General features: G+C 43.2%; 21 protein-coding genes and 1 pseudogene. 10 read left to right on the top strand and 12 right to left on the bottom strand.

All coding sequences use genetic code 11. The features are described 5' to 3' along the window. Positions 1–32: 32 nt before the first annotated feature. The 4 genes from SJ312_RS07250 to SJ312_RS07265 all read right to left on the bottom strand — a co-directional run bounded on the left by SJ312_RS07250 (position 33) and on the right by SJ312_RS07265 (position 4904). Positions 33–836, bottom strand: a complete 804-nt coding sequence (locus SJ312_RS07250) for a DUF4391 domain-containing protein (protein ID WP_131680566.1) — start codon at positions 834–836, stop codon at positions 33–35. Continuing rightward, positions 829–4098 carry a helicase-related protein gene (locus SJ312_RS07255; protein ID WP_239407498.1) on the bottom strand — a complete coding sequence of 1090 codons (3270 nt, stop codon included), beginning with the start codon at positions 4096–4098 and terminating at the stop codon, positions 829–831. Before SJ312_RS07255 ends, SJ312_RS07250 begins: the two co-directional genes overlap by 8 nt. Before the next feature lie 14 nt (positions 4099–4112). Beyond that, positions 4113–4292 (bottom strand): methylation-associated defense system helix-turn-helix domain-containing protein MAD1, encoded by a 180-nt coding sequence (gene mads1 / locus SJ312_RS07260; protein ID WP_039532421.1) that lies wholly within the window; start codon positions 4290–4292, stop codon positions 4113–4115. A 156-nt stretch (positions 4293–4448) separates the two neighbouring features. Further along, a complete protein-coding gene (locus SJ312_RS07265; RefSeq protein WP_207392883.1) occupies positions 4449–4904 on the bottom strand; it encodes a hypothetical protein in 456 nt (151 codons plus the stop codon). Between the two features lie 122 nt (positions 4905–5026). Here SJ312_RS07265 and SJ312_RS07270 point away from each other — a divergent pair, with 122 nt between their 5' ends. Beyond that, complete coding sequence (locus SJ312_RS07270; protein ID WP_113594272.1) at positions 5027–5236, top strand: helix-turn-helix domain-containing protein; 210 nt, start codon at positions 5027–5029, stop codon at positions 5234–5236. Positions 5237–5267: 31 nt separating this feature from the next. Here the strand turns inward: SJ312_RS07270 and SJ312_RS07275 are convergent, their stop codons facing one another. From SJ312_RS07275 to SJ312_RS07295, 5 genes and pseudogenes are all read right to left on the bottom strand, one after another. Continuing rightward, entirely contained in the window at positions 5268–5723 is a 456-nt protein-coding gene (locus SJ312_RS07275) for a hypothetical protein (RefSeq protein ID WP_131680568.1), read from the bottom strand. Beyond that, positions 5704–7740, bottom strand: a complete 2037-nt coding sequence (locus tag SJ312_RS07280; protein WP_239407499.1) for a hypothetical protein — start codon at positions 7738–7740, stop codon at positions 5704–5706. Before SJ312_RS07280 ends, SJ312_RS07275 begins: the two co-directional genes overlap by 20 nt. Continuing rightward, positions 7737–9467 (bottom strand): hypothetical protein, encoded by a 1731-nt coding sequence (locus SJ312_RS07285; RefSeq protein ID WP_319867316.1) that lies wholly within the window; start codon positions 9465–9467, stop codon positions 7737–7739. Before SJ312_RS07285 ends, SJ312_RS07280 begins: the two co-directional genes overlap by 4 nt. Then, complete coding sequence (locus SJ312_RS07290; RefSeq protein ID WP_239407500.1) at positions 9460–10749, bottom strand: tyrosine-type recombinase/integrase; 1290 nt, start codon at positions 10747–10749, stop codon at positions 9460–9462. Before SJ312_RS07290 ends, SJ312_RS07285 begins: the two co-directional genes overlap by 8 nt. Positions 10750–10847: 98 nt before the next feature. After that, positions 10848–11486, bottom strand: a pseudogene (locus SJ312_RS07295) (type I restriction-modification system subunit M N-terminal domain-containing protein); the annotation flags it as partial. 250 nt (positions 11487–11736) lie between these two features. Between SJ312_RS07295 and SJ312_RS07300 the strand changes: the two are divergent. Beyond that, positions 11737–12501: a hypothetical protein gene (locus SJ312_RS07300; RefSeq protein ID WP_131680572.1), complete on the top strand. Its 765-nt coding sequence runs from the start codon at positions 11737–11739 to the stop codon at positions 12499–12501. 41 nt (positions 12502–12542) lie between these two features. On the opposite strand, the gene SJ312_RS07305 is transcribed toward SJ312_RS07300, so the two are convergent. After that, complete coding sequence (locus SJ312_RS07305; RefSeq protein WP_239407501.1) at positions 12543–12752, bottom strand: helix-turn-helix transcriptional regulator; 210 nt, start codon at positions 12750–12752, stop codon at positions 12543–12545. A 595-nt stretch (positions 12753–13347) separates the two neighbouring features. Between SJ312_RS07305 and SJ312_RS07310 the strand changes: the two genes are divergently transcribed. After that, a complete protein-coding gene (locus SJ312_RS07310; protein WP_131680574.1) occupies positions 13348–13872 on the top strand; it encodes a hypothetical protein in 525 nt (174 codons plus the stop codon). A gap of 75 nt (positions 13873–13947) precedes the next feature. Here SJ312_RS07310 and SJ312_RS07315 read toward each other — a convergent pair whose 3' ends face one another. Both SJ312_RS07315 and SJ312_RS07320 read right to left on the bottom strand, forming a co-directional pair. Continuing rightward, positions 13948–14532 (bottom strand): inovirus Gp2 family protein, encoded by a 585-nt coding sequence (locus SJ312_RS07315; RefSeq protein WP_131680575.1) that lies wholly within the window; start codon positions 14530–14532, stop codon positions 13948–13950. A gap of 428 nt (positions 14533–14960) precedes the next feature. Beyond that, a complete protein-coding gene (locus tag SJ312_RS07320) occupies positions 14961–16385 on the bottom strand; it encodes a YfjI family protein (protein WP_319863180.1) in 1425 nt (474 codons plus the stop codon). A gap of 412 nt (positions 16386–16797) precedes the next feature. Between SJ312_RS07320 and SJ312_RS07325 the strand changes: the two genes are divergently transcribed. The 7 genes from SJ312_RS07325 (at position 16798) to SJ312_RS07355 (ending at position 21714) form a co-directional block, all read left to right on the top strand. Next, the gene (locus tag SJ312_RS07325) at positions 16798–17526 is read left to right on the top strand and encodes a DUF3944 domain-containing protein (protein ID WP_094963210.1); all 729 of its coding nucleotides are present in this window, start codon (positions 16798–16800) and stop codon (positions 17524–17526) included. Positions 17527–17582: 56 nt separating this feature from the next. Beyond that, positions 17583–18260 (top strand): helix-turn-helix transcriptional regulator, encoded by a 678-nt coding sequence (locus SJ312_RS07330; RefSeq protein ID WP_319863178.1) that lies wholly within the window; start codon positions 17583–17585, stop codon positions 18258–18260. A gap of 9 nt (positions 18261–18269) precedes the next feature. After that, a complete protein-coding gene (locus SJ312_RS07335; RefSeq protein ID WP_131680578.1) occupies positions 18270–19319 on the top strand; it encodes a hypothetical protein in 1050 nt (349 codons plus the stop codon). A 96-nt stretch (positions 19320–19415) separates the two neighbouring features. Beyond that, the gene (locus tag SJ312_RS07340; RefSeq protein ID WP_243154751.1) at positions 19416–19595 is read left to right on the top strand and encodes a hypothetical protein; all 180 of its coding nucleotides are present in this window, start codon (positions 19416–19418) and stop codon (positions 19593–19595) included. Between the two features lie 89 nt (positions 19596–19684). Next, positions 19685–20101, top strand: a complete 417-nt coding sequence (locus SJ312_RS07345) for an antirestriction protein (RefSeq protein WP_094963071.1) — start codon at positions 19685–19687, stop codon at positions 20099–20101. A gap of 240 nt (positions 20102–20341) precedes the next feature. Next, positions 20342–20776: an antirestriction protein gene (locus tag SJ312_RS07350; protein WP_131680580.1), complete on the top strand. Its 435-nt coding sequence runs from the start codon at positions 20342–20344 to the stop codon at positions 20774–20776. Between the two features lie 101 nt (positions 20777–20877). Then, the gene (locus SJ312_RS07355; protein ID WP_131680581.1) at positions 20878–21714 is read left to right on the top strand and encodes a DUF932 domain-containing protein; all 837 of its coding nucleotides are present in this window, start codon (positions 20878–20880) and stop codon (positions 21712–21714) included. The last annotated feature ends 186 nt before the right edge of the window (positions 21715–21900 follow it).

Consider the following 21900-nt stretch of genomic DNA (forward strand, 5'->3'; position numbering starts at 1 on the left):
GGCTTATTTCAGCTTCTACTATTTCAATTCGGTTATAGGGTTTCAGCGATCTGCTTGAGCCGCTGTTCCTGCTGTTTAATCTGGGTATTCAACACAACCTGCCGGCTGAACTCTGCTTGTTTGATCTGGGCACGCAGTTTTTTAATATCGTTCTCGATACTGCGATAACGGTTAATTTGGTCTGCCTGGTGTTGGGCAGATTCAGCGCTTGCCAGATGAAATCGACCACTGATTTCAGCACACTGAAGCGCTTGTATGCGGCACATAAAGGCTTGGTAAAACTGCCAAAAATTACTGTGTGGCAAGCCAGTAAAGTTCAGGCTGTTAACAAACGCTTGTTCGCTTTCAGACTTGCTGCCGAGTTCTAACCAAGGCGATAGCTGAAAATCTTCGATGACCCACTTTGTTTGATCTGCCTTGTTTATGCGCTTGTCAGCCAGGCAGATAGCCAGTTGCTCGCCTGTTGCTTCTGTTCCTTTGCTTTCAGTATTCACAAAGAAGATCACCAATGGGTAAGGTACAGCCCGGTTGATCAGCTGACCAGTTCGTTCAGCACTTTTGGTATTGTTTAATTCCACATACAGAAACGCCAACTCACCATAATCACGAAGGTCGTCACAAAAAGGCGCGATATTGATGGTGCTGGGCTTTAGGGTGTAGAGCCAGCGGATTTTATCAACATCATCTTTCAGAGCCTTTTTGTCTTTGGCATCCAGGTCGGCATGCTGCTGAAACATCTTTTTAAACAGGGGTTTATTGAGCACGCAGCTACTGGGCACGTTCAGGCCTTCCAGAAAGGCTTCGAATTGTGGCAAGCCTAATCCCAGATCAGACATAGCCTTCTCCTTCGCTAGCAGCTTTCAGTATCAGGTACGACACCACCATAAAGTCTTCAATGCCCTGACTGGAGGTGGCAGTCAGTACGGTACCGCCTTTGGTAAACAGGCTTTCGATGCCTTTTTCTTCGCTCTTCCCAGCAACGCTATCGACGGCAACGGCCAGCAGATGCTGGAAGTGGCTCATATCACCCCCGTGGCGTGTCATGCGGTTAACTTCAGTAATAGCGAGTTGATCGGGCGCTTTGTGCTTAAAGGCTTCACGCTTGAGCAGATCGAGTATCTTTTTACTTTGGGTAAAATTCAGCTCAACCACCGTGCTGCCTTCGGCATCTGCGGTCACGTAGATCAGGAAGTACGGTGCCAGTGGGTAGTTATCATCGACCTGAACGACTTCTTTACCACTGCGGATATTCTTCAGGCAGAAGATAACGCCCGGTTTAATGTCATCGGCGGCCAGATCTTGGTCAATACTGACGGCGGCATACAGCCCTAGCGGTGCTTGCTCCAGCGTTGTGAGGCGGGCTTTGTCGTTCATATAGCCTGACAGATCCATGCGGAAATCATTGAGGGTCAGGTCGGTAATGGATACACCACCGCTCATGTCTTCCAGATCGACGACCGCGTCTTTGAGTTGCTGCAGTTGTCTGCGCCGGTATTCAAGGTCATTCATGTCTTTGGCGCTTTCATCAATGACGTTTTCTTCACCGGTTGCAGAGATATCCAGCAAGACCATGCGTCCGGAGACACGCGCTTCCAGGTTGATGTATTCGTCCAGCTCCATGTTGGGCCAAAAGTTGATGAGCTGGATTTGCGTGTTTTTACTGCCAAGACGGTCGATACGGCCAAAACGCTGAATGATGCGTACTGGGTTCCAGTGAATGTCGTAGTTGATGAGCGTATCGCAATCCTGCAGGTTCTGACCCTCACTGATGCAGTCGGTGGCGATCAGCAAATCCAGTTCGGTAGTGGCAGTTGGGTCGACTTTGCTGCGCTCTTTGGATACCGGCGAGAAGCCGGTCAGAATGTTATTGAGGTCAGAACCTAAGCCCGTCAAGGTGGTTTTATTGGTACCGCCGCCCGTCACCAATGCACTGTGAATGCCTAATTCGGAATGCGCCCATTGCGCCAGATGGGCATACAGGTATTGCGCCGTGTCGGCGAACGCAGTAAACACGATCACTTTTTTGTTATCTGGGTTGAGTGGATTCCGCACTTTTTGTGCAATGGCCTGTTTAAGCTGCTCCAGCTTTGCATCACGACCGGCATTCACACTTTGTGCTGTTTTGACAATGTGGTTTAAAAATTCACGGTCAGCCTCCAGTTCCTGTCGGAAGCGAATCAGATCCATATCCTGCAGCAACACTTTGGTTTTGTTGCCCACGATGTAACTTTCCAGTTCAGTGGACTCCAGTTCAAAGTCGTGAATATCCTCGATATTCAGCTCGGTCAGTTCTTCTGATTCGTGGGCATCAATTTTGGCCAGCAGTCGGTCGACCTGCTGAGCGAGCTTGGTGGCCGTCAGCGTGAACGAGTGAATGGAGCTTTCCATACGCTTGAGCAAATTAACGCGCATGAGGTGAATCAGGCTTTCTTCACGGTCTACTTGTTTGAATACACCTTTACCACCTCCCACAGCTTTATCGTAACGACGGGCATATTCGGCTTTTTTGGCTTCGCGCACGAATTTCAGCGGAGAATAACCCGCAAGGGACAGTCGCCTGATGGTTTTGTTAACGTCTTTTAAGGGCGGAAACTCACCGGAGGCATCGATGTCGGCGTAGATATTTTTCGGTGGCAAGCGAGTCGGGAAGCGGCCGATATCTTCGGTGCCGTAGTACTTTTCTATGTGTTTTCGGGAACGAGCAATGGTAACGATATCGAGCAGTTTGAAGTAATCAAAACTCATAATGTCGAGCAAAGCCGCCGTGGTACGCTTTTCGACCGGTTCGCTCACCCATTGGTTGAACTGCTTCTGGGCAAGTCGCAGGGTGGATTCAATATTTTTGATACCCTGTTCGGCGAACGCATCATCCCGACCTTCAGTAATGAAGGCGACCTGATTTTTCAGATCGTTCATGCGATTGTTGACCGGCGTTGCCGACAACATCAGCACCTTGGTTTTGACGCCTGAGCGGATAATATCGTTCATCAGGCGCTCATAGCGGCTTTTACCTTCCGCCTTGCTCGGTGTGTTACGGAAGTTGTGGGATTCGTCGATGACCACCAGGTCGTAATTGGCCCAGTTCAGTGTCTCCAGATTGATTTCGCCCGAGTAGCCTTTCGGTCGGGTCAGATCGGTATGGTTCAGTACGTCGTAATTAAAACGGTCAACTGCGAGCAGGTTGCGCTTGTCGTTGACCGTGTACATGGTCCAGTTGTCACGAAGCTTTTTCGGGCATAGAACAAGGACCCGATCGTTACGCAGTTCGTAGTATTTGATCACAGCCAGGGCTTCAAAGGTTTTACCCAAACCCACGCTGTCGGCAATGATGCAGCCGTTGTGCTTTTCGAGCTTGTCTATTGCACCCAGCACACCGTCTTTCTGGAATTTGTAGAGTTTGTTCCAGACCAGGGTATCTTTAAAGCCAGTTTTACTGCGGATGATGCTGTCTTCGTCGATGTCTTCGAGGAAGTCTTTGAACAAATGAAACAGCGTAAGGAAATAGATAAAGCTGGCCGGTTGATCGGCGGCGATGCTATCCAATTTGGCGATGAGGTCATTCTTAATATCACGAAGACTCTGTGCATCTGCCCAGACATTATCAAACCACGCCAGAAGCTGCCGGGTGCTCTCAGCGTCAGACAAGCCCATGTTCATATGCAGCGAATCGCAGCGTACGTCGCCGAGCCCGGTTGGGCTGAGCGTGGCACTGCCGCTAATGACAAAACTTTGCTCAAGCGAGCCTGTTTGTTTGGGTACACCCAGGTGAATAATGTTCTGCCCAGGCTGAGGCCGCACACTGGCTTTCACTTCAGCCTTGTTTGCCAGCCATTGCGAGAACTCGCTGGCAATGCGTTTTTGTTGCAGCTGATTCAGCAGGCGAACCTCTGATTCAGAACCAACCAAGTTCTGCAGATTGAGCGAATCCCATTCGCTGAAAATGATCCTTGCTGACTCCAGCTGCTTCAGCTCGTGCTTCAGCGAGGCAAAACCGTACAAGGTAAATAGACTCGACAGAACAGAGAGCTTGGAGCCAGAAAAGGTATGTTTTTTCAGTTCGATACCAACGTGGCCGCTGTTTTTGTTATCCAGTAACACCCCGAAATTCCCTATTATTGTCTGTCATTCTTTTGTTCTTCTATCCACTTTTCGATGTCTTCACGCTTGAAACGCCAGGATGTGCCCACTTTGAAGGCAGGTATTTTCGCTGACGTAGCCATACGGTAAACAGTTCGCTCGTTGAGCTTGAGATACGATGCGACATCCTTAACTGTCATTATTTGCTCACTCATTTGCGTTATCCGCACTCTGTTGAGGTTAATGATTTAGTGTCGAAATAGTACAAGGTTGTCATCAGATGATCAATATTGTTACCCGTTATCAAACAAAAGAAGCCGTCTAGGTCAGGGGGGAATAAATAGGAATTGCTACCTAGAGATAGAATTCGTCTACACCCACCGCACTAGCTCCCGTACAGGGACATCGTAAAAATCTTGAGTAATACGATTCTGGATACTGTCATCGTCCAGGTACTTTGCCAGCTTGTTAATGACGCTTACCGGGTGCCGTTTCAGTTCAACTGCTATCTGCCGGACAGTGCAAGCAGAATCAATCATGTCGTACAGAACCTCTTCGTCCGTCTTGCTCCATATTTTTCCGAAACTCTCCGGGAATTGAAGTTCACCAGTCATGTATCGGTGATAGAAGTCTGACAGCTCTCCCATAAACACTTCCGAGATGCCACCATCCTGGGTCACGTGCTGGTATCGCCCAGATCGGGGCCAAAAGTACCATTGCCGCCCTTCGAGTTGCAGTAGGAACTTGTATTTGCTAAGTTTTTTATAACTAACTCCGGGGTGATTTCGGATCGCTTCCCAATATTTTTGCTTCTTATCGTTCCACATATGCTCGCCAATAGCCCAGTCGATAGATTTAAGACTACCTAAGAATAACAAAAATGAGCGATATATCCCGTGGTGATATATCCAACATTTGGTGATAGTTCTGTCTTTTGGGCAGAACAAATATGAAAGATCCAAGACTGGTCGCTTTTGGTGAGAAGGTTCGCAAGATACGGAAAGAAAAAGGCCTCTCGCAGGAGGCTTTGGCTGACTTAGCCGGTATTGATAGAAGCTATATGGGGCATATAGAGCGCGGTGACCAAAACATCACTCTGACAAAGATCCATCAAATCGCTGACGCCTTGGAGATTCCGGTCGTAAATCTCATTTCTTAGCGGATTTAGGCCCACGCCCTGTGCCAACTAATCATGAGGGCTTCTTCGAATTAGAAATGAAGTGAACATTACTTGCCGGTAGCTGAGCTTGTAGACGCTGGTTCTCAAGTGTCAGTTCCAGTATCCGAAATTGAGCATCCAGCAACTGCCCAAGGGCTTTATCTCGCTGTTCTTCCAGCACCTTAACCTTTTCCAGTAGATCTCGGTTCCTCGATCTTTGCGCAAGCATCATCTGTCTGGGCGATTTTTGCGCTGCTTCATCCTTATGGCTTTCTATCCAGGCTTGAATATCCGCAACCAGCTCAGGGAACCTTGCTCTGCGAAGGGCGGAAGGATCTACCCCTGCTTCTTTGGCAACATTGTTCTGACTGAGTGGCGTCCCTTTCGGCAGAATATCTGGCTTGCCCACCTTGAGGCGTTCGAAAGCCTCCCTGAATTTCAGTTCGGCCTTGCTAACTTTTCTTGGTTCAATTGCTTTCGATAACATGGATTGCTCGCTCTGCGGATTCTAATTGCGCTTGTAATGACTCATATAAAGGGGAGTCTGGCGCAGCGTCACTGATCTGAATAGTAATAACGTTTTTAAGCTGTTTAATCATTGGTAGCTTTGCTTTATCTAACAATGCCGATGCGCATGGCTTATTGCTGCTAAATCCCATACAGGAACTGATATTGCTGATCCCTCCAAGCGGGCAAGGCGGGCCTGAATTGGCGCAACCACCAAGGAATGTTTGACGGTAACTGATCCGTCCTGATTTTGCGGCCTTGAGCAACTGCTCATGGTCTTTCTCCGATATTTCAGAGAGGATCTGCTGCTTGCGCTTCTCACCGTGTGGCGAAACATACTGATCAGATTGGAGCGCTTTAAACTCCCGCACCATTGATTGATACATCTCACGCAAGTAATAGGCACGAGCTTCCTCATTCAATGGTTCTTTGAGTCGGTAGTAGTTTTTTCCGTAGTATTGGCTCATAGCGCGCGAGGCGTGTTTCAGCTGGTACTGAAGAGACGCTTCGGTCACCAATCCACTGGCAAGCATATTGACAGCACCGGTGCGTCGTAATTGATGCCAGGCAAGAGGCCAAACTTTGCCTACGGCAAACTTCTCTGGATCAAGGCCAAATGTCATTCTATTGGCCATTTCCAGATCAGCTTCGGTAATCGTCAGTTCCTTATCATCAAAGAGTTTTGGCCACAGGTTTTTTGAGATGTCACCGTATGACCGAATCTTTTTGTACTTTTTGGTTGATTGAGATTTAGGCGCTTTGGAGCTCCATGGTTCATGCTGAAGAAATTGAAGAATTGGGTTCTCGACATCTTCCTTTGATAATTCTAAATAGGGGTTCTCTCTTGCTGCCTTTGACCGCATGAAAGCAACGATTCTCATTGCTTTCAGAGCTATTTCAACGGAAGGTGAAACAATCCAGCGAGCATCAGAATCCTCAATGGTTTTTGTTGTTACACCTTTTAGCATGTGAATATCTTCACCTAACTGATCACGTTCAACCTCATAACAATCAGCACGAAGTTTGGAGCCCTCTTCAATTCGCATCAAAGAAAAGTTCAATAGATAAGCCAATCCAACACTGCTAATTAAAGAGAGGTAAGTAGTAAGTGATCTAATACCAGTAACGTTATTGAACAATACCCAGCGATCAAGTAATTCCGATATACCAAACTCTTCTGCAGTCTCTGTAAACAAACCATAAAAAACTCTTCCTGTTCGGCTTTTTCCTCTTATACGCGAGCTTCGAAATGGCCCATTGATGCCAAGGCCACCAAATGATTTTGATAACTGACCTCCAGCATTTCTGGCATAAGCTGACAAACAAAAATCGTAACAGGCCTCAACTTGTTCTTGATGCAACAGAAAGTCTTCCAAGCATTCCCGAAGACGTGAAACCTGATAACTCCATATCCTCGCTGGTATATAAGCTGTCTGAGTCGAATCATTCGTTGTTAATACGCTGCTAAGTAGTTTAATTCCGCTTTCGTCAAGCAAGACAAACCCTAAAGTCTCTCGTGCGATGAATAATGAATGGAGGCATTCAATCAAGCGATTTCCGCGTTGCTTATAATATTCGGATAACTTCTCGATGACCTTGGGATATCTATAGAGCTCAGTAGCCAGAATACCGGCATCTGTGCAGGCCACAAACAGGGGTTTTATCGTCTCAAACTTAAACACCAATGCCTTGGCAGAACGAATAGCCGCTTCGCCCCAAAGCCACCACGCTACAACTTTACGCAATAACTCCGCGTTCTGAGGGCTAACTCTTTTTCCCTGACCAGAACCATCCCCAAAGTAAATGGTGAGGGTGTGCCCAGACCAAGGTGAAAGATCCCATCTTACGTCACCATATCGAGACACAACATGGCCATAGGCATCTATCACAGCAGGAAAATCCGGCGCAGGGGGCCAACTGTCAGGTTTAAAATTCAGCGCATCTTCTTTTGATAAGGCCGATTCAATCTGCAATCCCGGGAAGTAAGCCAAATTCATGCAATTACCTCCATCAGCTCTATATGGCCACTCCAATAGGGGTGATATTTACCGGCACGAATCAAATCCTGAGATTCACTTACCCACATTGCTCGTATTTCGCTGCCAGACGCTATTGCTTCAAGTTTTTTGTTTATTCTTTCAATAACCCGGTATGCAGGATGAATGTCTTGCTTTTCCGGTGGTTTATACAGGTTTGCTTCCAGGCTCTTGATCTTTGCGTGCGAGGCAAGTTTCCAGCAATAATCAGGACTCATAACGTCTCGATGCTTAGTACAAAAAAGACAGCCTTCTGGGCTGGTACAGTCCGGTTTCGGCGCTTCTTTAGCTATACCATTGATCGACTCGGGGGCACGATCTTTGTCGATACATACACCCGGCCCAGGTGGCGTATAAGCAGGATCTGTTGATGCATGGAACCGGACTATTTCGGATGCCGCTGATTGATGATGTGGCCTTTCATAATCACGGAGAAGGACTTCCTTATCATGGGCCATTTGCTCAGCCGTAAGTTCGAGATCGTTGCTTCGCCTGAGTAGCCAGTTTACTCTGGTTTTACGCAGCTCCTGTGGCCCTAAAATCCGAGCATCAATTTTCTTGAAGGATTCTTTCAATGTGTAGAATCCAATCTTTGAATCTTTTGCGCGAATCATGCCTCGACTTTGTAAAGGGAAAAGCCGGGTATCGTGTTCAGCAAACCCTGTGTCATTCAGCCACTGCAAATATCGCTCGAGATGTTCCTTATAAGAGCGATAGCAACGAAAAACAGCTTCGCCGCTGCGTCTCCCCTTGTATACGCGGAAAACCTCCAGATCGTCACCGTTAGACTTCCAACGATAAGTTTCTCTTTCAAGCGCTGATGCCTGAGTCAGATTCATCCCTGTTTGTGCGATGAATATCAAAAGCTCAGATTCTATTCTCAGATTTAGTATTCCCGATCTTTTATGCCGATCGAAAAGGCTTTCACTCTCCATCAGTGGCGCTCTGGCTTTCTCAGCATTTTTCCTGACGGTGCTGCACTTTATAGATTCGACATCCATTTCCGGATTAAGGAGGCTTCCTGCAACCACCAAGGTCTTGCCGCCTTGCAGCGCAATACGGATAGGTAGCCGTCCTCTGACCGTCGCACAATCCAAGGCGTCACAGATCGACCTCAGGCAATGACCAAACTCAAATGTACTGCTGAGATTTTGCTTATCTGCGCTGCTGGTCAGTACGCTCTTTTTTGCGCTAGGTTTTCTGATCCTTGTTTGCATCAAAAGTGCGCTGCCAGGCTTAGCTCCAGGAAGTTTTAAGGCTCTAGCGATGAGATTGGCTAACTTTGAAGTCTGTCTGTAAACGTAAATTTCAGACACTTCCTTTTTGATTTTTGATCTATATAACTGGTATTCCGACCATTTCTTGAAGTTGGTTACCACTTTATCTCGAGACATAGTCAATGAGTTGGTATCTGAGCATGCAAAGAACCGCCAAAGCACTTCCAGACTGCCTTCGATAAGTGAACGAAAGCGCCCCTGACTTATCATGCTGGAAATAGCTTCATGAAATGCGCATACAATCGGAATTCGAAGAACGTCAACATCATCGACTGAGGAATGATGTATCGATTCCATCGCATTTTTTCTCGGTACACATGCAACACCATGATGAAGCAATATGTTCAGGTTCCAAGGGATTTGATGCGTACCAAGACTCATGCCCGGGAAAGTAAGATTTAACTCATGCATTGGCACGCCCTCTAGCCAATCCCATAAAGGCTTCCGAAAAAGCTTCCGCTGCATCTGACATTGCTTTGTTTGCTTCAATAAACTTGATGTATTTCATCGTTGTACTTTCATCTCGGTGCAAACATGCCTCCCTTACAAACTGGATGGCATCACCGACTGGCATGAACTTTAGCGCCACGCGCATTAACTCTGTGGCAAAAGTGGCTCTTGTGCGATGGAAATGAAAACCGCGCATCACTTGCAGCCCAGCCCTTTTACCAGATGATCGGAGACGAGACATTTCCACGTTAACCGCTCGGCTATCATCTCCGCTGTACGAGTTGCCATAGCGAGTAAGGAATAGTAGGTCCCTATCTTCATGACTCGCTAACATTTGGCGTTTCAGCCTTCTCGTACTCATGGAATAGGCAATAAGTGTTTCGAGAAGCTCCTCAGGTATTGGCACTGAACCGGAAACGCCAAACTTGGTTGAGACCATTGGCCTAGCACCAGGACCAACAGCTAATCGCTTCCAACCGACTTCAGGAACCAGGGTTGCGTTGTGAAGAGTTTGAACCTTCAGATCGGTAATTGAGCCAATGCGCAACCCTGTGAAAAAGCCAATTCGTAGCATTAGCGAAAGCTCTTCGGTTGCGCTGCAATCTGCCAGCGCGAGAATTTCTTTCATTGCAGAAACAGTTACTGGGAGAAGGCCATCCTCAAGCTGTATGGCCCCAGCAACCTTTCGATTGGGAATGGCAAGGTCTGTACTGGCAACTCGCATGGTATGTTCGAGACCAAACGGATTGGTTAATTTGATTCCAACAAATCGCTGCTCCCACATTGGCCATTCTGGTGAAATTAATCGACGCGATTGTGTCCATTTATAGAAACGGATGACTGCTGCCATCCTCTGCGAAGCAGTGCTTGGAGCAAGCTCACCATTATTTCTGGCGGCAACAAGTGCTCCACGAAAGCGAACAAGGCAACGCTCACTTTCTCGCTCTGGGAAATGCCACCATTGGATTGACTCTGCTTCTAGCCATTTTGCGTAGGCAAGCAGGTGAGACATATTGGATCGAACGGTTTTCAGATCCCGTTTTGATGATGTTGCCTGATCCAGGGCCCAAAGATTTGCTTCTGCCCAGGTTGAATTATCTTCCCAGACTATTTGGGGAAGATTTTTGATCGGTTTTCTTTTTAGTGGAGCCCACTGTAACGAGCCGTCCGATATTTCTGCTCGATGAGGCTGATAGTTGATTTGCTCAAGGCTTGCCATTGATTTCCCCCTTCGACGACTCAATGCCGTTCAGGAAGGAATTACTTCTGAGCATAGAGTAGTCTAATTTGTCACCATTGAAACATGTATGGTGTGCGATTAAAACTTGGTATGTAACGTTTGCCTGCTGTAGGGTCGTAGATTGAGCGAACTAAGCCCGAACTGGTTAACTCTTCTTCGTTAGTGAAAAGCAATGACGTCGTCAGCTCAACAATATCCCTTGGGGTAAAGTGTTCCCCTGCGGTTTCATTCGAGCTTTCTGCAAAGCGTCGGATAAGCTCTTCAAACACTAAACCCATACCGTAGTTGCTAATGGTGTCAGGGTGAAGATCTGTGGTCGCAAAACGTTTTGCAACTTTATAAAGCAGGTCGGCTTCTTCCAATTTATCGTTGGTATTGAAAAAGTCGAAGTGCTCAAAAATCTCACGGGCATTTGGGCTAAATGATTGAATATAGTTCTGAAGATTATTCGCTACGCCTGTTTCACCCAGACGGTTCAAATCCATTTTTGAGGTGTTGTAAAAGCTTAACTGAGCAGCATGGGTAAGTAGTTTGTCCTGCGCTTCAATCGGCATTGATTTTACTGCATTATATTTAGCCAGAACATCAGCCTTTGTAGCTGCAAGGACACACTCTAAGCGCCTTAGTAGAGTGAAAGGAAGAATGATGCGTCCGTATTGAGATTGCTTGAAGTCGCCACGTAATAGGTCAGCTACTGACCATAGAAATGCCGCTGTTGAAGAGAAATTGTTATTAGTCATTGTAATCAGCACATTGAATATTAAAAAAGTTAACTGATTGTACCTTTATAACAAGCCTAGTGGTAGCGACAGGAGACGCAAAAAGCATATGTTAAGAAGTTTATACACCTATTTATTAAAAGATCTTATAAACATTACCTTTGAGCTCATAATGTATTTCTATTCAATAAATTAGCAAAAAAACAAGCAGGCTGTTATAACCATATGGCTCAGCTAGAGTAAAGTAAGTTAACCTCATAGGAGTAGAATAATGGAAACTATAATTATTCAAATAAAGAAAAAATTTGAATCAAAAGCACTTGAAATCATACAGAATCAACAAGAGAAACAAAATAGTCAAAATTCCCCCCCGATTGATTTATTCAACAATCTTGTAAATCGCTTCCAAAAACAAGTCAATAAGTTTAATAAACCTGATTTTGAACATGACTTTAATCCTGAAGATGGTATTCTTATGAGAGATAATGAAGGTGTTCTCTCTGATTACTACTTCAATACAATTACCCAAAATACCACTTCATCACAGCTTCATTACGCTATAGGACTTTATGCTGCATCGGAATTAGAACTTCAAGCTCACAACACACAACAAGCATTTGACTATCTTCTTGATGCTTACTATCGTATTGGTTATTGTGATGGTTTAAGTTCATATCCATCCGGAAATACTTCAGATAAAGCTTTGGAAGAGCGAAGAGCCGACTTTTCAAGGCGTGGCTCAAAAAATAAGCGAACTCAAGATTCTGAAAAAACGAAAAAAGAAGTAATTGATTACCTTACAGCAGATCCTGATAAAAAGAATTGGAGGTCTTATCGTGAGGCCATTAAAGATATAATTCCAATGTTAATACAGAAATCATTAGAACTAGAAGGTACAGAATCGTCATTTAAAGTCAATAAAGATACAATTAGAAGTAATTTAATGACCTGGTTTAGACCAAAAAGTGGTGATTCAGAATCCAATAAAAATTATCAGCAATCAATAAAAAACATTTTTTCTGAGAAATCAAAATAATATTAGTTCATGGCGGCAATTGCAGCCGCCATATCTATCTTTTACCCTCTTTTATTTTTTTTAGTTTCTAACCAGTTATTTATTTCATCTTCAAGCCAACCAACCATTGTTTCGCTAATCTTAACTGGCCTCGGAAAATCACCTTTGAACCTTGGTGACTTGTGATTTAGCCAGTCATATAATGTTGATTTACCGATTTTCAATCGGCTAATCACATCCTTCACTCTCAAAATAACCATTTGATTTTTCATAACATATCCTTTTTTAATTGATAGATTTAACTATTTCTTGTTGACCAAATACAGGATATGTATTCTCTTTTTCTAATACTAGTAGCAGAGCTTGAGTAAAAATTTAAGCTCAGCTCAACCGCGCAATAAATGAACAATTAGTATTATTTTGTATGAATCTCGACCTTTTAACATTCAAAAAAAATATTCACTTAGAGTCATACGTATGCTCAATACTCTTAAAAAGGTAGAATTGAAAATTCTTAAGAAAAAAGTATTTAACCTATGTCATTATTGTTCTAGATTTCTAAGCAAAAGGATTTCCAACAATGAATACCTTTATGGTTACAAGACAAGATGAGATTTTCCCGAGAAGCAATAGTGAACAACTATTTCAAATACAAGATGATTTACTTTTTGACTGTATCGGAATAGGAAAAGCATGTTCTAATGATCCAAATCGAGTTACTGGTTTTAATTGTGGAAAGCGGTTTGGGTACGCATTACTAACCTATTTTTTATCTAGAGCTTTAAACATTCAAAGACTCCCTTTCTGGAAGACAGAATTTATACTGACTACTTCAACTATCACTATGATCGTAATGAAAAAGAAATATTGAGCACGCTAGATAGTGATAAAGTTCAGAAAATATGTGATGAAGTTTTACGGCTATATCAACACACTCAACTCCACTTAGCTAAAATATCAGCTCAAACTATCTTCATACGTCGTGAACTAAGCAATAAAAATGGTTATGTCGATAAAATACTTAAACTCAAAAGCTGCGCTGAATTATTAGGCCTTACTGAAATTAAGATTGAAATGGATACATTGAACTCATTTGGCGACCAAAACTGCTACTGGGCAGATATTGCATTAGAGCTAGAAGTTCCTGCAAAAGACATATTTTACTGTAGCCAGCTCATAGCTGACCGTCCTTTCCATTCAAAAACTGTGGAGTCTGGTGAATGGATTGTTATCAATCGGTCACCAACTGGTGTTGTACACATTCCTGTTTCGAGTATTCGTATTCGTTCAGGTAAACATATCGATATGAAACCATTGAGCAAGAGTGAAGCAGAATCATTTATAAGTAATTATTATCCTATTGAACTACGCACATTATTTGATAGAAGCTAAAAAATCATTGTGAGGGCAAATCCTCTTGCCCTTGAAGTGGTCAACTAATAACACTAAAGTATCCCTATAGATAAGTTATCTACGACTCATCCCTATAGACCGATAGCCATCGTGATAGCTCTTTGTATGGTCTTTCGCTAAGTAATCTAGACGCCCCTGTAAATTCGCCAATTGTTGGAGATATTCACGTTTATTCACATTGAGTACATAAATCCCGTTTTTCGTGAAATGAACCAGCCCTTTGTATTGGTCTAGCTCAATGCCCAACGCACTACACCATGCTTGCTGGATCAGTCCTGCTAAGCTGGTCGTTGATCCAAAGTGTCCTGCACTCCAGTAAAAATCTTTATTCAGCAGTAATAAAGCGTGGTAATGCTTACGATGATTACGTTCACCAATCTCACGTACCCAGATATACCGTAAACGATTATGCCAGTTACGTTCCCAATCGTGATTTTTATTTTTACTCGCGACTTTAACCTTTGCTTTCAACGATTCGATAAAACGCGTTATCTCTTTATTTGAATCACCATATTGGTAATCAGAAGGAAAGTGAAGATCGATTCGTAATGCAAGCGTACGAGGAAACTCTCGTACGGCATCATTAATCACATCCGAGAAGGCTTGCTGATATTGCGCATTATACGTATACGGTTTCATCTTTATTTTGACATTCCTTAATTAGATATTAAAAGGATGTGTCGGTATCAGTAATTATGTTATTCCAATCTATATTATTATGATGATAACCAATGAGGCATAAGAGATGTCACCTCATTAATTAACTGAGCATACATTTAGCTAATGGAATTAGAATCCATTAGCTACGAAATGGTATTAATTATAAATTATCATTAAATATATATAGTAATTTATATATGTATTCATTAATAATACATATATAATGATAAACATATATTACTATACCGACACGATAAAACTTAACGATTAGAGAAAAACAAAAGCCATAGACATTCATTAACTTAGAAAAACGTCAGAATTGTGATTATTTCACTCTGATATTACTTTGGCCTATTTTTAAATTTTCACCCTGCTATTCTTGCTACTAATAGCAGAAATAGCAGGGTCTAATTTCTGAACCACTGTTTTTTTGTATAACTATTGTTAAAAAAAGTAGGACCTTGGCAGACCCACAAACTTTGTCTTTCACATTGTTCAATATCAATACAACCTTCACGCTCTAAACGTTGTAGAACAACATCTAATCGTTTTCCTCTTCTTAATGAGTTAGGACCATATTTTCGTATATCATTTTTACGTATACTATTGCAATTTTCTCTACGATAGAAATAATCTAACCAATCTAATAATTTAACCTCTTCATTCCACTCGAGTGCGCCAAATAAATTATTAGCTTGCTCCATATACCACAAGCAAATATCTTTAGCCTGCCCCACAGAAACTTTATCTATAGGAGCAGTTCCCCGTTCAAAATAACTTAATAGAGCTGATAAACGTGCAATGTTATTAGCCATCTTTGATGCCGTATCCCTAATATTTTCGTAGTCTCCCCCTCTTCTTAATTGCTCTTCAATATCATTATAGATTCCTTTCCACTCTAATTCAGCTTGAGGATCAAAAGCTACACATTCTCGATGCTCTTGACAGCTCGCCTTTAAATAACTACATATTTTCTGATGAAATAGTTCAATATAAGTATGATGATTATTTGAATAATCGCGAATAAAGCGTGACCCTTGTGTCGATAATTGCTCATCAATTAACACAGGTAAACAACGTGCAAAAAAACCGCTTCCCTTCGCTTTTATTCCTTGTTTCTTTAAATATTCTTCAAAGATAGCTTGTTGCACCATCACGGATAAAGTGATCCGCCCATTTTCAATCTGAAAACTTTGCATTGTCTTTCGCTCAACTTGAAAAGAGTGCCCATCCCAGATTGAGTTTAGAAAGCTAAGATCATTCATCACTTTGCGATCTAAGATATTCGCGCCTTCATCAGCAATTAGTCCAATGTTGGATTGGTGAAAAAACATATTCAGTTGCAGTGCTTCCGGTGTCACATTGTTGTAGATGCGCTTTTCATTCTTTGGTAATTTAGGACACAATTTGCTGTGAGCTAAATATTGAGCATCTTCTAATTCAGTTGCTAGCCCCTTTTTAGCTTTTTTTTCAATACTCGCTAGTATGGCTTTTTCTTTAGCTTTCCAAATCTTATGTTCCGCCGAATATTTGGCCATTAAAACTTCATAGTTCTGTGCGGATATTCTATCGTGCTCATAAATTGGCGCTAATACACGTCTATCGACACTCGTTTTCCGTTCACCCGAGTTTGCAATAACAAGAAAAAATAATGAAACAGGTGACTGTATAGATGTAGTGACCTGTATATCTAATTTATCTTGCAGTGCCAAAGATAGCGCACTCAGTACTGAAGAAGCAATTAAAGGTTCAGGCGCTTGTGTTTCTTCTCTTAAATCTAAAATAACCTCTTTTAGATCCTGAGGAAAAGCGTTTAATGGAAATCGATTCATGTAAACTCCATTAGTCCGTTGTCATTGAGTTATGGGAATAAATAGTAATCCTTAACCTGCGTCAAGTAGGAAAAAAACTATTGGATTGTATTGTTCTTCATCAGAATCAAAGTTTACATATATTTACAATCATTCTCGCTCTATCTCCCTTTTTTTCTAACACTCAAACGAGTTTTTATAGCTCATGTTCTTCACAATATAATCAATATTCTTAATCAAATATTTTTCAGATATATATCACTCATATGAAATCCAATAATTAAATGAATATCAATTAGTTAAATTGCATTCGTGACACACCCTGTCATTTCCCTTCATTTCTCTCTTGAAAAAAAGTCAAATAGCCGGACATAACCTGTCCGGTGAGGTTGTTATCGTGGTGTTCTCTTTTTAAAGCTAGGGAATCACACTGATGGCAACTTACCGATTAGATACCGATTTAGCGTTTTTACGTGAATGCAGCAATGAAGAACTGGGCTTGCTTGTGTCCGTCCTAACTCATGACAGCAAAGACGGACAAAAGCGTTGGACTGAAACCTTAACCAGTTCACCTGAATATCAACTCTATCACCCTGAGCACCAGCAATACTGGATGTCGATTGCGGCAGAGTTGCAAGCCTTTGGGGCCAACAGCTTGATGAGTCTCGTCCGAGGCAATAAAGGCGTGTTGTACCGTGAAATTTTACAAGATGTCTGTGACCACCTTGATGTCAATTATCCTAAGGAGGGGAATACCGAAACCTTGGAATTGAATTTGTTATTGAAAGTATTAGAAAAAAGCTTAAATGAGCTGACCACGGAAGAGCTACAAGCCTTCTCTCGTGATATGCAACTTAACCTCACCAACCCCACTCCTCAACTGATTTTGATTGCGGTTCAAGCGGCTATCCGTACCTCTGGCATTGCTGCACTGGAAGTGGCCACACTCTCAGCCATTGGTGTGATTAATGCGCTCGGCGGGGTAGCCACACTCGGTACGCTTTTTGCCGCACACCGAGCACTTTCCTTGATTGCGGGTCCGATTGGTCTTGCGGTGAGCTCGGCATGGCTTGTCGCTGACCTAGCGGGTCCTGCTTATCGCGTCACTGTTCCTGCCTGCATCATTGTGGCGTACTTACGACAAAAGGCCTTATCACAATAAGGTTTATCAATCCCATTCTATCCGCTTGCCGGAGCTATTTTAATAAGGACAACATCATGTCGACATCTGTGTCTCGCCATGACCGGCTTGCGTCTCGGTTGGCGTTTATTATCAGTCAATTATTTCGAGGAGAAACCGTTTATTTATCCGCGCTGTCAGAAGAGCTCAATGTCTCGACTCGTACCCTGCGGCGTGATTTTAATGAGCGCCTTCAGTATCTGGACTTGGAATATCACCAAGGTGGCTATCGATTGGCAGCATCACAGCGTCCCTTTCGTACCGATAAGGACATATTGCGCTTTGCCGCCATTACGCATGTCACCTCACTGTTTCCGGCTTTAGACAGGAAGCTGCTGACGGTTCTGCTCGACCCAACAATTGATTCACCGTTTATTGTCTACCACACGCCACCTAAGCAGCGTCCCTCGCTGTTCGGGGGCTTTTATATTCTAACACAAGCCATTGTAAAACGGCGTTTACTGCAATTTACCCACCAAGGAAAAAACATCACGAACGTTGCCCCGTACAAGTTGATTTATTACCACGGTCATTGGTATCTCGCCGCTGATATCGCGGAGCACATTCATGTCTTTGATGTGATGGCCTTGAAAGACGTGGTCATGACGGCGCGGGGCTTTCGTTATCGTGAAGACCTCAACCAACGGTTATGTGAAGAGGCGTTTATTCAAGCCTTGCCCCATTACCAATATATTCAATCACTCGTTAAATTATAAGGTATTAAGATGAAAACTATTTTTTATACCGTTTGCATCAGCAGCGCACTCTTGTTGGGATGTGATGATTCAACGTCAACGACTGCTAAGACTGTTTCCCAAGACATTTTGCGTGTTCAAGGATTGATTTATGATTACGACCGCAGTGTCACACTCGGTGGGGTACTCAACCATCGTAAAGATTGTGTTTCGCCAACATGGGAAACCTTAACGGATGAACAAGAAAGGCCCTTGGTGGTCTATAAGTGTCAGTTAGCTAAAGGGGCATTACAAAACGCCATTAACCACGATTTAAATAACTGGTATCAAACGGCAATAGACGGTATGACTAAATTCATACCGCGCTTTGCCAATGCGGAAACACCGAAAACAGATTCAACCCTTGAGGAGCAGAGGCTTACACAGGTTTTACAGCTCATCACAACACTGTCCCAACATGACTGGTCATTGCTCAGAGGCAATGTTGACCAGCCCTATGCAATGACGACACCGATTGCATTTAATGCCGGTTATACTCCGTCAGAGGAAGCCGAGCGCCAGCTTAAAGCATGGAATACGTTAACGGAGACATTGAATGACCACGCCCCTGATGTTGGCCTGTATTTATTACCGTGGTTAAACCAAACGGAAAATGTCGAGGCAATGCTCCGGAAAAAGGTCTCTGAGCTTCAGCAACACAATGCCAATGCGTTAACACAATTTAGACACCAGCAAAATGAAGCCATTCAAATCACGGAGCAATACATCACAGACCTAAAACGTGCACAACAAAATGCACACGACTGGTCAATCACCCAAGTTTTTATTTGGAGCCTCGTTAACCCTGAAAAGCCTGTTCTAACGCATGTTCTGTATAACCTAGAGGATAAACAAGGGCAGGAGGATTTTACCCCTATGATGGAAAAAACATTGAGCCGTTTAGCAAGAACAGATGCCGTCGCATGGGCGTATCAAGGTAAACTTGAAACCCCTCAAATTATTAACGGAATAGCAAAAGCGTTATTTTACTACCAAACACAATCCTTTCAAAAACCGGATATCGCCCGATATCAATACTGAGTTTTCACACACTATTCGGCGTTCATATTCAATGAACGCCTGACTAAAGGGTAATCTATGTCCATTTTTAAACTTATCGCCACCTCTGTGAGTGTTGTGACACTGGTGTCTATCACCTACTACGCCCAGAAGACGGTCAATGAACAACTTGCGCTTGAAGGCAAGTATTCCGACACGGAAATTCAAGCGGCTCGACTTGGGGCGACGCTTGCTTGCACAACCTTATTGGGGGGAGCCATTGAACGACTACTCAACGGGCTATTTAGTGACCACTAAAACTCAACTATTTCAATGTAGATTCAACATAACGGCAGACCAATCGGTCTGCCTTTTTTATTTCGTAACATCCACAAAAGGGCTTTTTTATGACACTTAAACCCATCATCTCAACACCCGCTTCCAACCGCCAGCGCACGCATTTTTGGCAAACTCATTTTGGCAACGTTAAAGGCTTTTCAACCTTTGAAGTGGTGATTTTTACTACCATGGGCCAGTTTTGTGAGGACTACCACGGCGGGTATTGGGAATATTGCACTTTATCTAATGGCGGCGCTTTTATTTATCCCGATTTGAATCAAGAGGAGCTTACGCTATTCAACCCGCATAATGGCAATGAAGCGAACGTTAGCTGTGAAGCGGCAGGCATTGCTGTGTGTTTGATGATGTACAGTTTATGGTCATTTCAAACGGAAAGTGACATCCTCGTCGATCGCTTTTATCAATTGCGTGATTATGCGGCGCAACATCCAGAACGTTCCGCCATTTTCCATCTAATCGATTAACCACGTCCTTATTTACGCCTTCGTATTATCTGATTCATTATAAAAGCATCATCAGACTAACCCATTAATTAACTTACATTTATTTTTATATCTATATTATTTTAGTGAATCAATCATCAGAATGCGTCACTAAAAATGATACTCAATATACCTATCATTTCGAGAAAGCTCTGCACCGCAAGGTGTAGGGCTTTTTTGTTTATTACTGTCTATCAATATCGACTGAATTGGAGTTCTATTATGTTTACTTTACAAGAGCAAGAATCAACGGTTATCAAAACCAACCTCGTCAATTCCCGTGGTCGTAGTACCTTCTGGCGTTTTTACTTTGGTACTGTGCCAGACTGGCAACGTATTGAAGGCGATATCTTTAATCTGATGGATAAGATGTGTGAGGTCTATCAAGGTGCTTTCTGGGAGTTCAGTATGCTGACTAATGGCGGCGCATTTATCTGGCCTGATATGCTCGAAACCTCCCTGCAAATGTTTAACCCGCATAACGGAAATGAAGCTGAGTTAAGCCCGGAGGCAGCTGGTATTGCAGTCTGTTTACTGGTGTATAGCATCTGGTCATTTAAAACCGAAAGCCCTGTGCTGGTGGAATATTTTTACCTGTTGCGTGATTACGCTATACAGCATCCGGAGCAAGCTCAAATCTTTCGCCTAATTGACTAAGTTATTGATAACGCATTAATACAGCGTCCACCAGCTTATCACCTCACTTATTTCCTTTATCTTATTTTAATTTATCAGTGTTATCACTGAGGAGAACCCCTATGTCTCGTTTAGCCTCCCGCTTTGGTGCGGCGAATAGCATTCGTCGTGACCGCCCGTTAACGATTGAAGAGTTGTTCCGTACTGTACCCAGTGTTTTCTCTGAAGAAAAACACGAATCCAGAAGTGACCGATATACTTACATCCCAACCATTACCTTACTCGATAGCCTTCAAAAAGAAGGTTTTTATCCATTCTTTGCCTGCCAGACTCGTGTACGTGATGTTAGCCGTCGAGAGCACACCAAGCATATGTTACGGCTACGTCGTCATGACCAAATTACGGGAATACAAGTTCCTGAAATTATTCTTTTAAATAGCCATGATGGTTCAAGTAGTTATCAAATGTTGCCGGGTCTATTTAGAGCTGTATGTTCGAACGGTTTAGTTTGTGGAGATACCTTTGGTGAAGTGCGTGTCCCTCACAAAGGTGATGTTGTTGGTAAGGTGATTGAAGGGGCTTATGAAGTTTTAGAAACGTTTGATACGGTAGCGGAAAAGCGCGAACAAATGCAATCTCTCATGTTACCTCCACCAGCACAGCAAGCCTTAGCACATGCGGCTTTGACTTATCGTTTTGGTGAAGAGCATCAACCTATTACCGAAGCGCAAATATTACAGCCTCGCCGTTGGGAGGATAAGAAAGATGATCTGTGGACGGTATATCAACGTTTACAGGAGAATTTAATCAAGGGAGGATTATCGGGTAGGAACGCTAAAGGCAAGCGAGCTCGCACTCGCTCGGTGAATGGTATTGATGGGGATATTAAATTGAATAAGGCGCTGTGGGTGATGACAGAAAAGATGCATGAACATTTTGCTGGAAGAGAGAGGATGTAAAAATGGGGGCACATTGTTTTTCATAAAATGATGTGCTGCTATTTATTTGTTGATAGCTTTATTTTTTTGTTAAGCCGAGATTATTCTTCCAAAATATGCTGGTGTGTATGATTGTAGTTTTTAGATATGCTGTTTATCTCAACAAGTATTCGAAAAAATGATTTGCTATCAAACAAAAAGAAGATG

It is taken from the genome of Providencia sp. CIM-Carb-044, from assembly GCF_033901115.1.
GTDB classification, from domain to species: Bacteria; Pseudomonadota; Gammaproteobacteria; order Enterobacterales; family Enterobacteriaceae; genus Providencia; species Providencia hangzhouensis.

Excerpts from the sequence above, each read along its gene's own strand:
- SJ312_RS07270 (WP_113594272.1), top strand. The coding sequence starts at position 5,027 with ATGAAAGATCCAAGACTGGTCGCTTTTGGTGAGAAGGTTCGCAAGATA.
- SJ312_RS07265 (WP_207392883.1), bottom strand. The coding sequence starts at position 4,904 with ATGTGGAACGATAAGAAGCAAAAATATTGGGAAGCGATCCGAAATCAC.
- SJ312_RS07250 (WP_131680566.1), bottom strand. The coding sequence starts at position 836 with ATGTCTGATCTGGGATTAGGCTTGCCACAATTCGAAGCCTTTCTGGAA.
- SJ312_RS07355 (WP_131680581.1), top strand. The coding sequence starts at position 20,878 with ATGTCTCGTTTAGCCTCCCGCTTTGGTGCGGCGAATAGCATTCGTCGT.
- SJ312_RS07330 (WP_319863178.1), top strand. The coding sequence starts at position 17,583 with ATGTCGACATCTGTGTCTCGCCATGACCGGCTTGCGTCTCGGTTGGCG.
- SJ312_RS07280 (WP_239407499.1), bottom strand. The coding sequence starts at position 7,740 with ATGAATTTGGCTTACTTCCCGGGATTGCAGATTGAATCGGCCTTATCA.
- SJ312_RS07275 (WP_131680568.1), bottom strand. The coding sequence starts at position 5,723 with ATGTTATCGAAAGCAATTGAACCAAGAAAAGTTAGCAAGGCCGAACTG.
- SJ312_RS07345 (WP_094963071.1), top strand. The coding sequence starts at position 19,685 with ATGACACTTAAACCCATCATCTCAACACCCGCTTCCAACCGCCAGCGC.
- SJ312_RS07285 (WP_319867316.1), bottom strand. The coding sequence starts at position 9,467 with ATGCATGAGTTAAATCTTACTTTCCCGGGCATGAGTCTTGGTACGCAT.
- SJ312_RS07320 (WP_319863180.1), bottom strand. The coding sequence starts at position 16,385 with ATGAATCGATTTCCATTAAACGCTTTTCCTCAGGATCTAAAAGAGGTT.
- SJ312_RS07315 (WP_131680575.1), bottom strand. The coding sequence starts at position 14,532 with ATGAAACCGTATACGTATAATGCGCAATATCAGCAAGCCTTCTCGGAT.
- SJ312_RS07305 (WP_239407501.1), bottom strand. The coding sequence starts at position 12,752 with ATGAAAAATCAAATGGTTATTTTGAGAGTGAAGGATGTGATTAGCCGA.
- mads1 (WP_039532421.1), bottom strand. The coding sequence starts at position 4,292 with ATGAGTGAGCAAATAATGACAGTTAAGGATGTCGCATCGTATCTCAAG.
- SJ312_RS07325 (WP_094963210.1), top strand. The coding sequence starts at position 16,798 with ATGGCAACTTACCGATTAGATACCGATTTAGCGTTTTTACGTGAATGC.
- SJ312_RS07335 (WP_131680578.1), top strand. The coding sequence starts at position 18,270 with ATGAAAACTATTTTTTATACCGTTTGCATCAGCAGCGCACTCTTGTTG.
- SJ312_RS07350 (WP_131680580.1), top strand. The coding sequence starts at position 20,342 with ATGTTTACTTTACAAGAGCAAGAATCAACGGTTATCAAAACCAACCTC.
- SJ312_RS07300 (WP_131680572.1), top strand. The coding sequence starts at position 11,737 with ATGGAAACTATAATTATTCAAATAAAGAAAAAATTTGAATCAAAAGCA.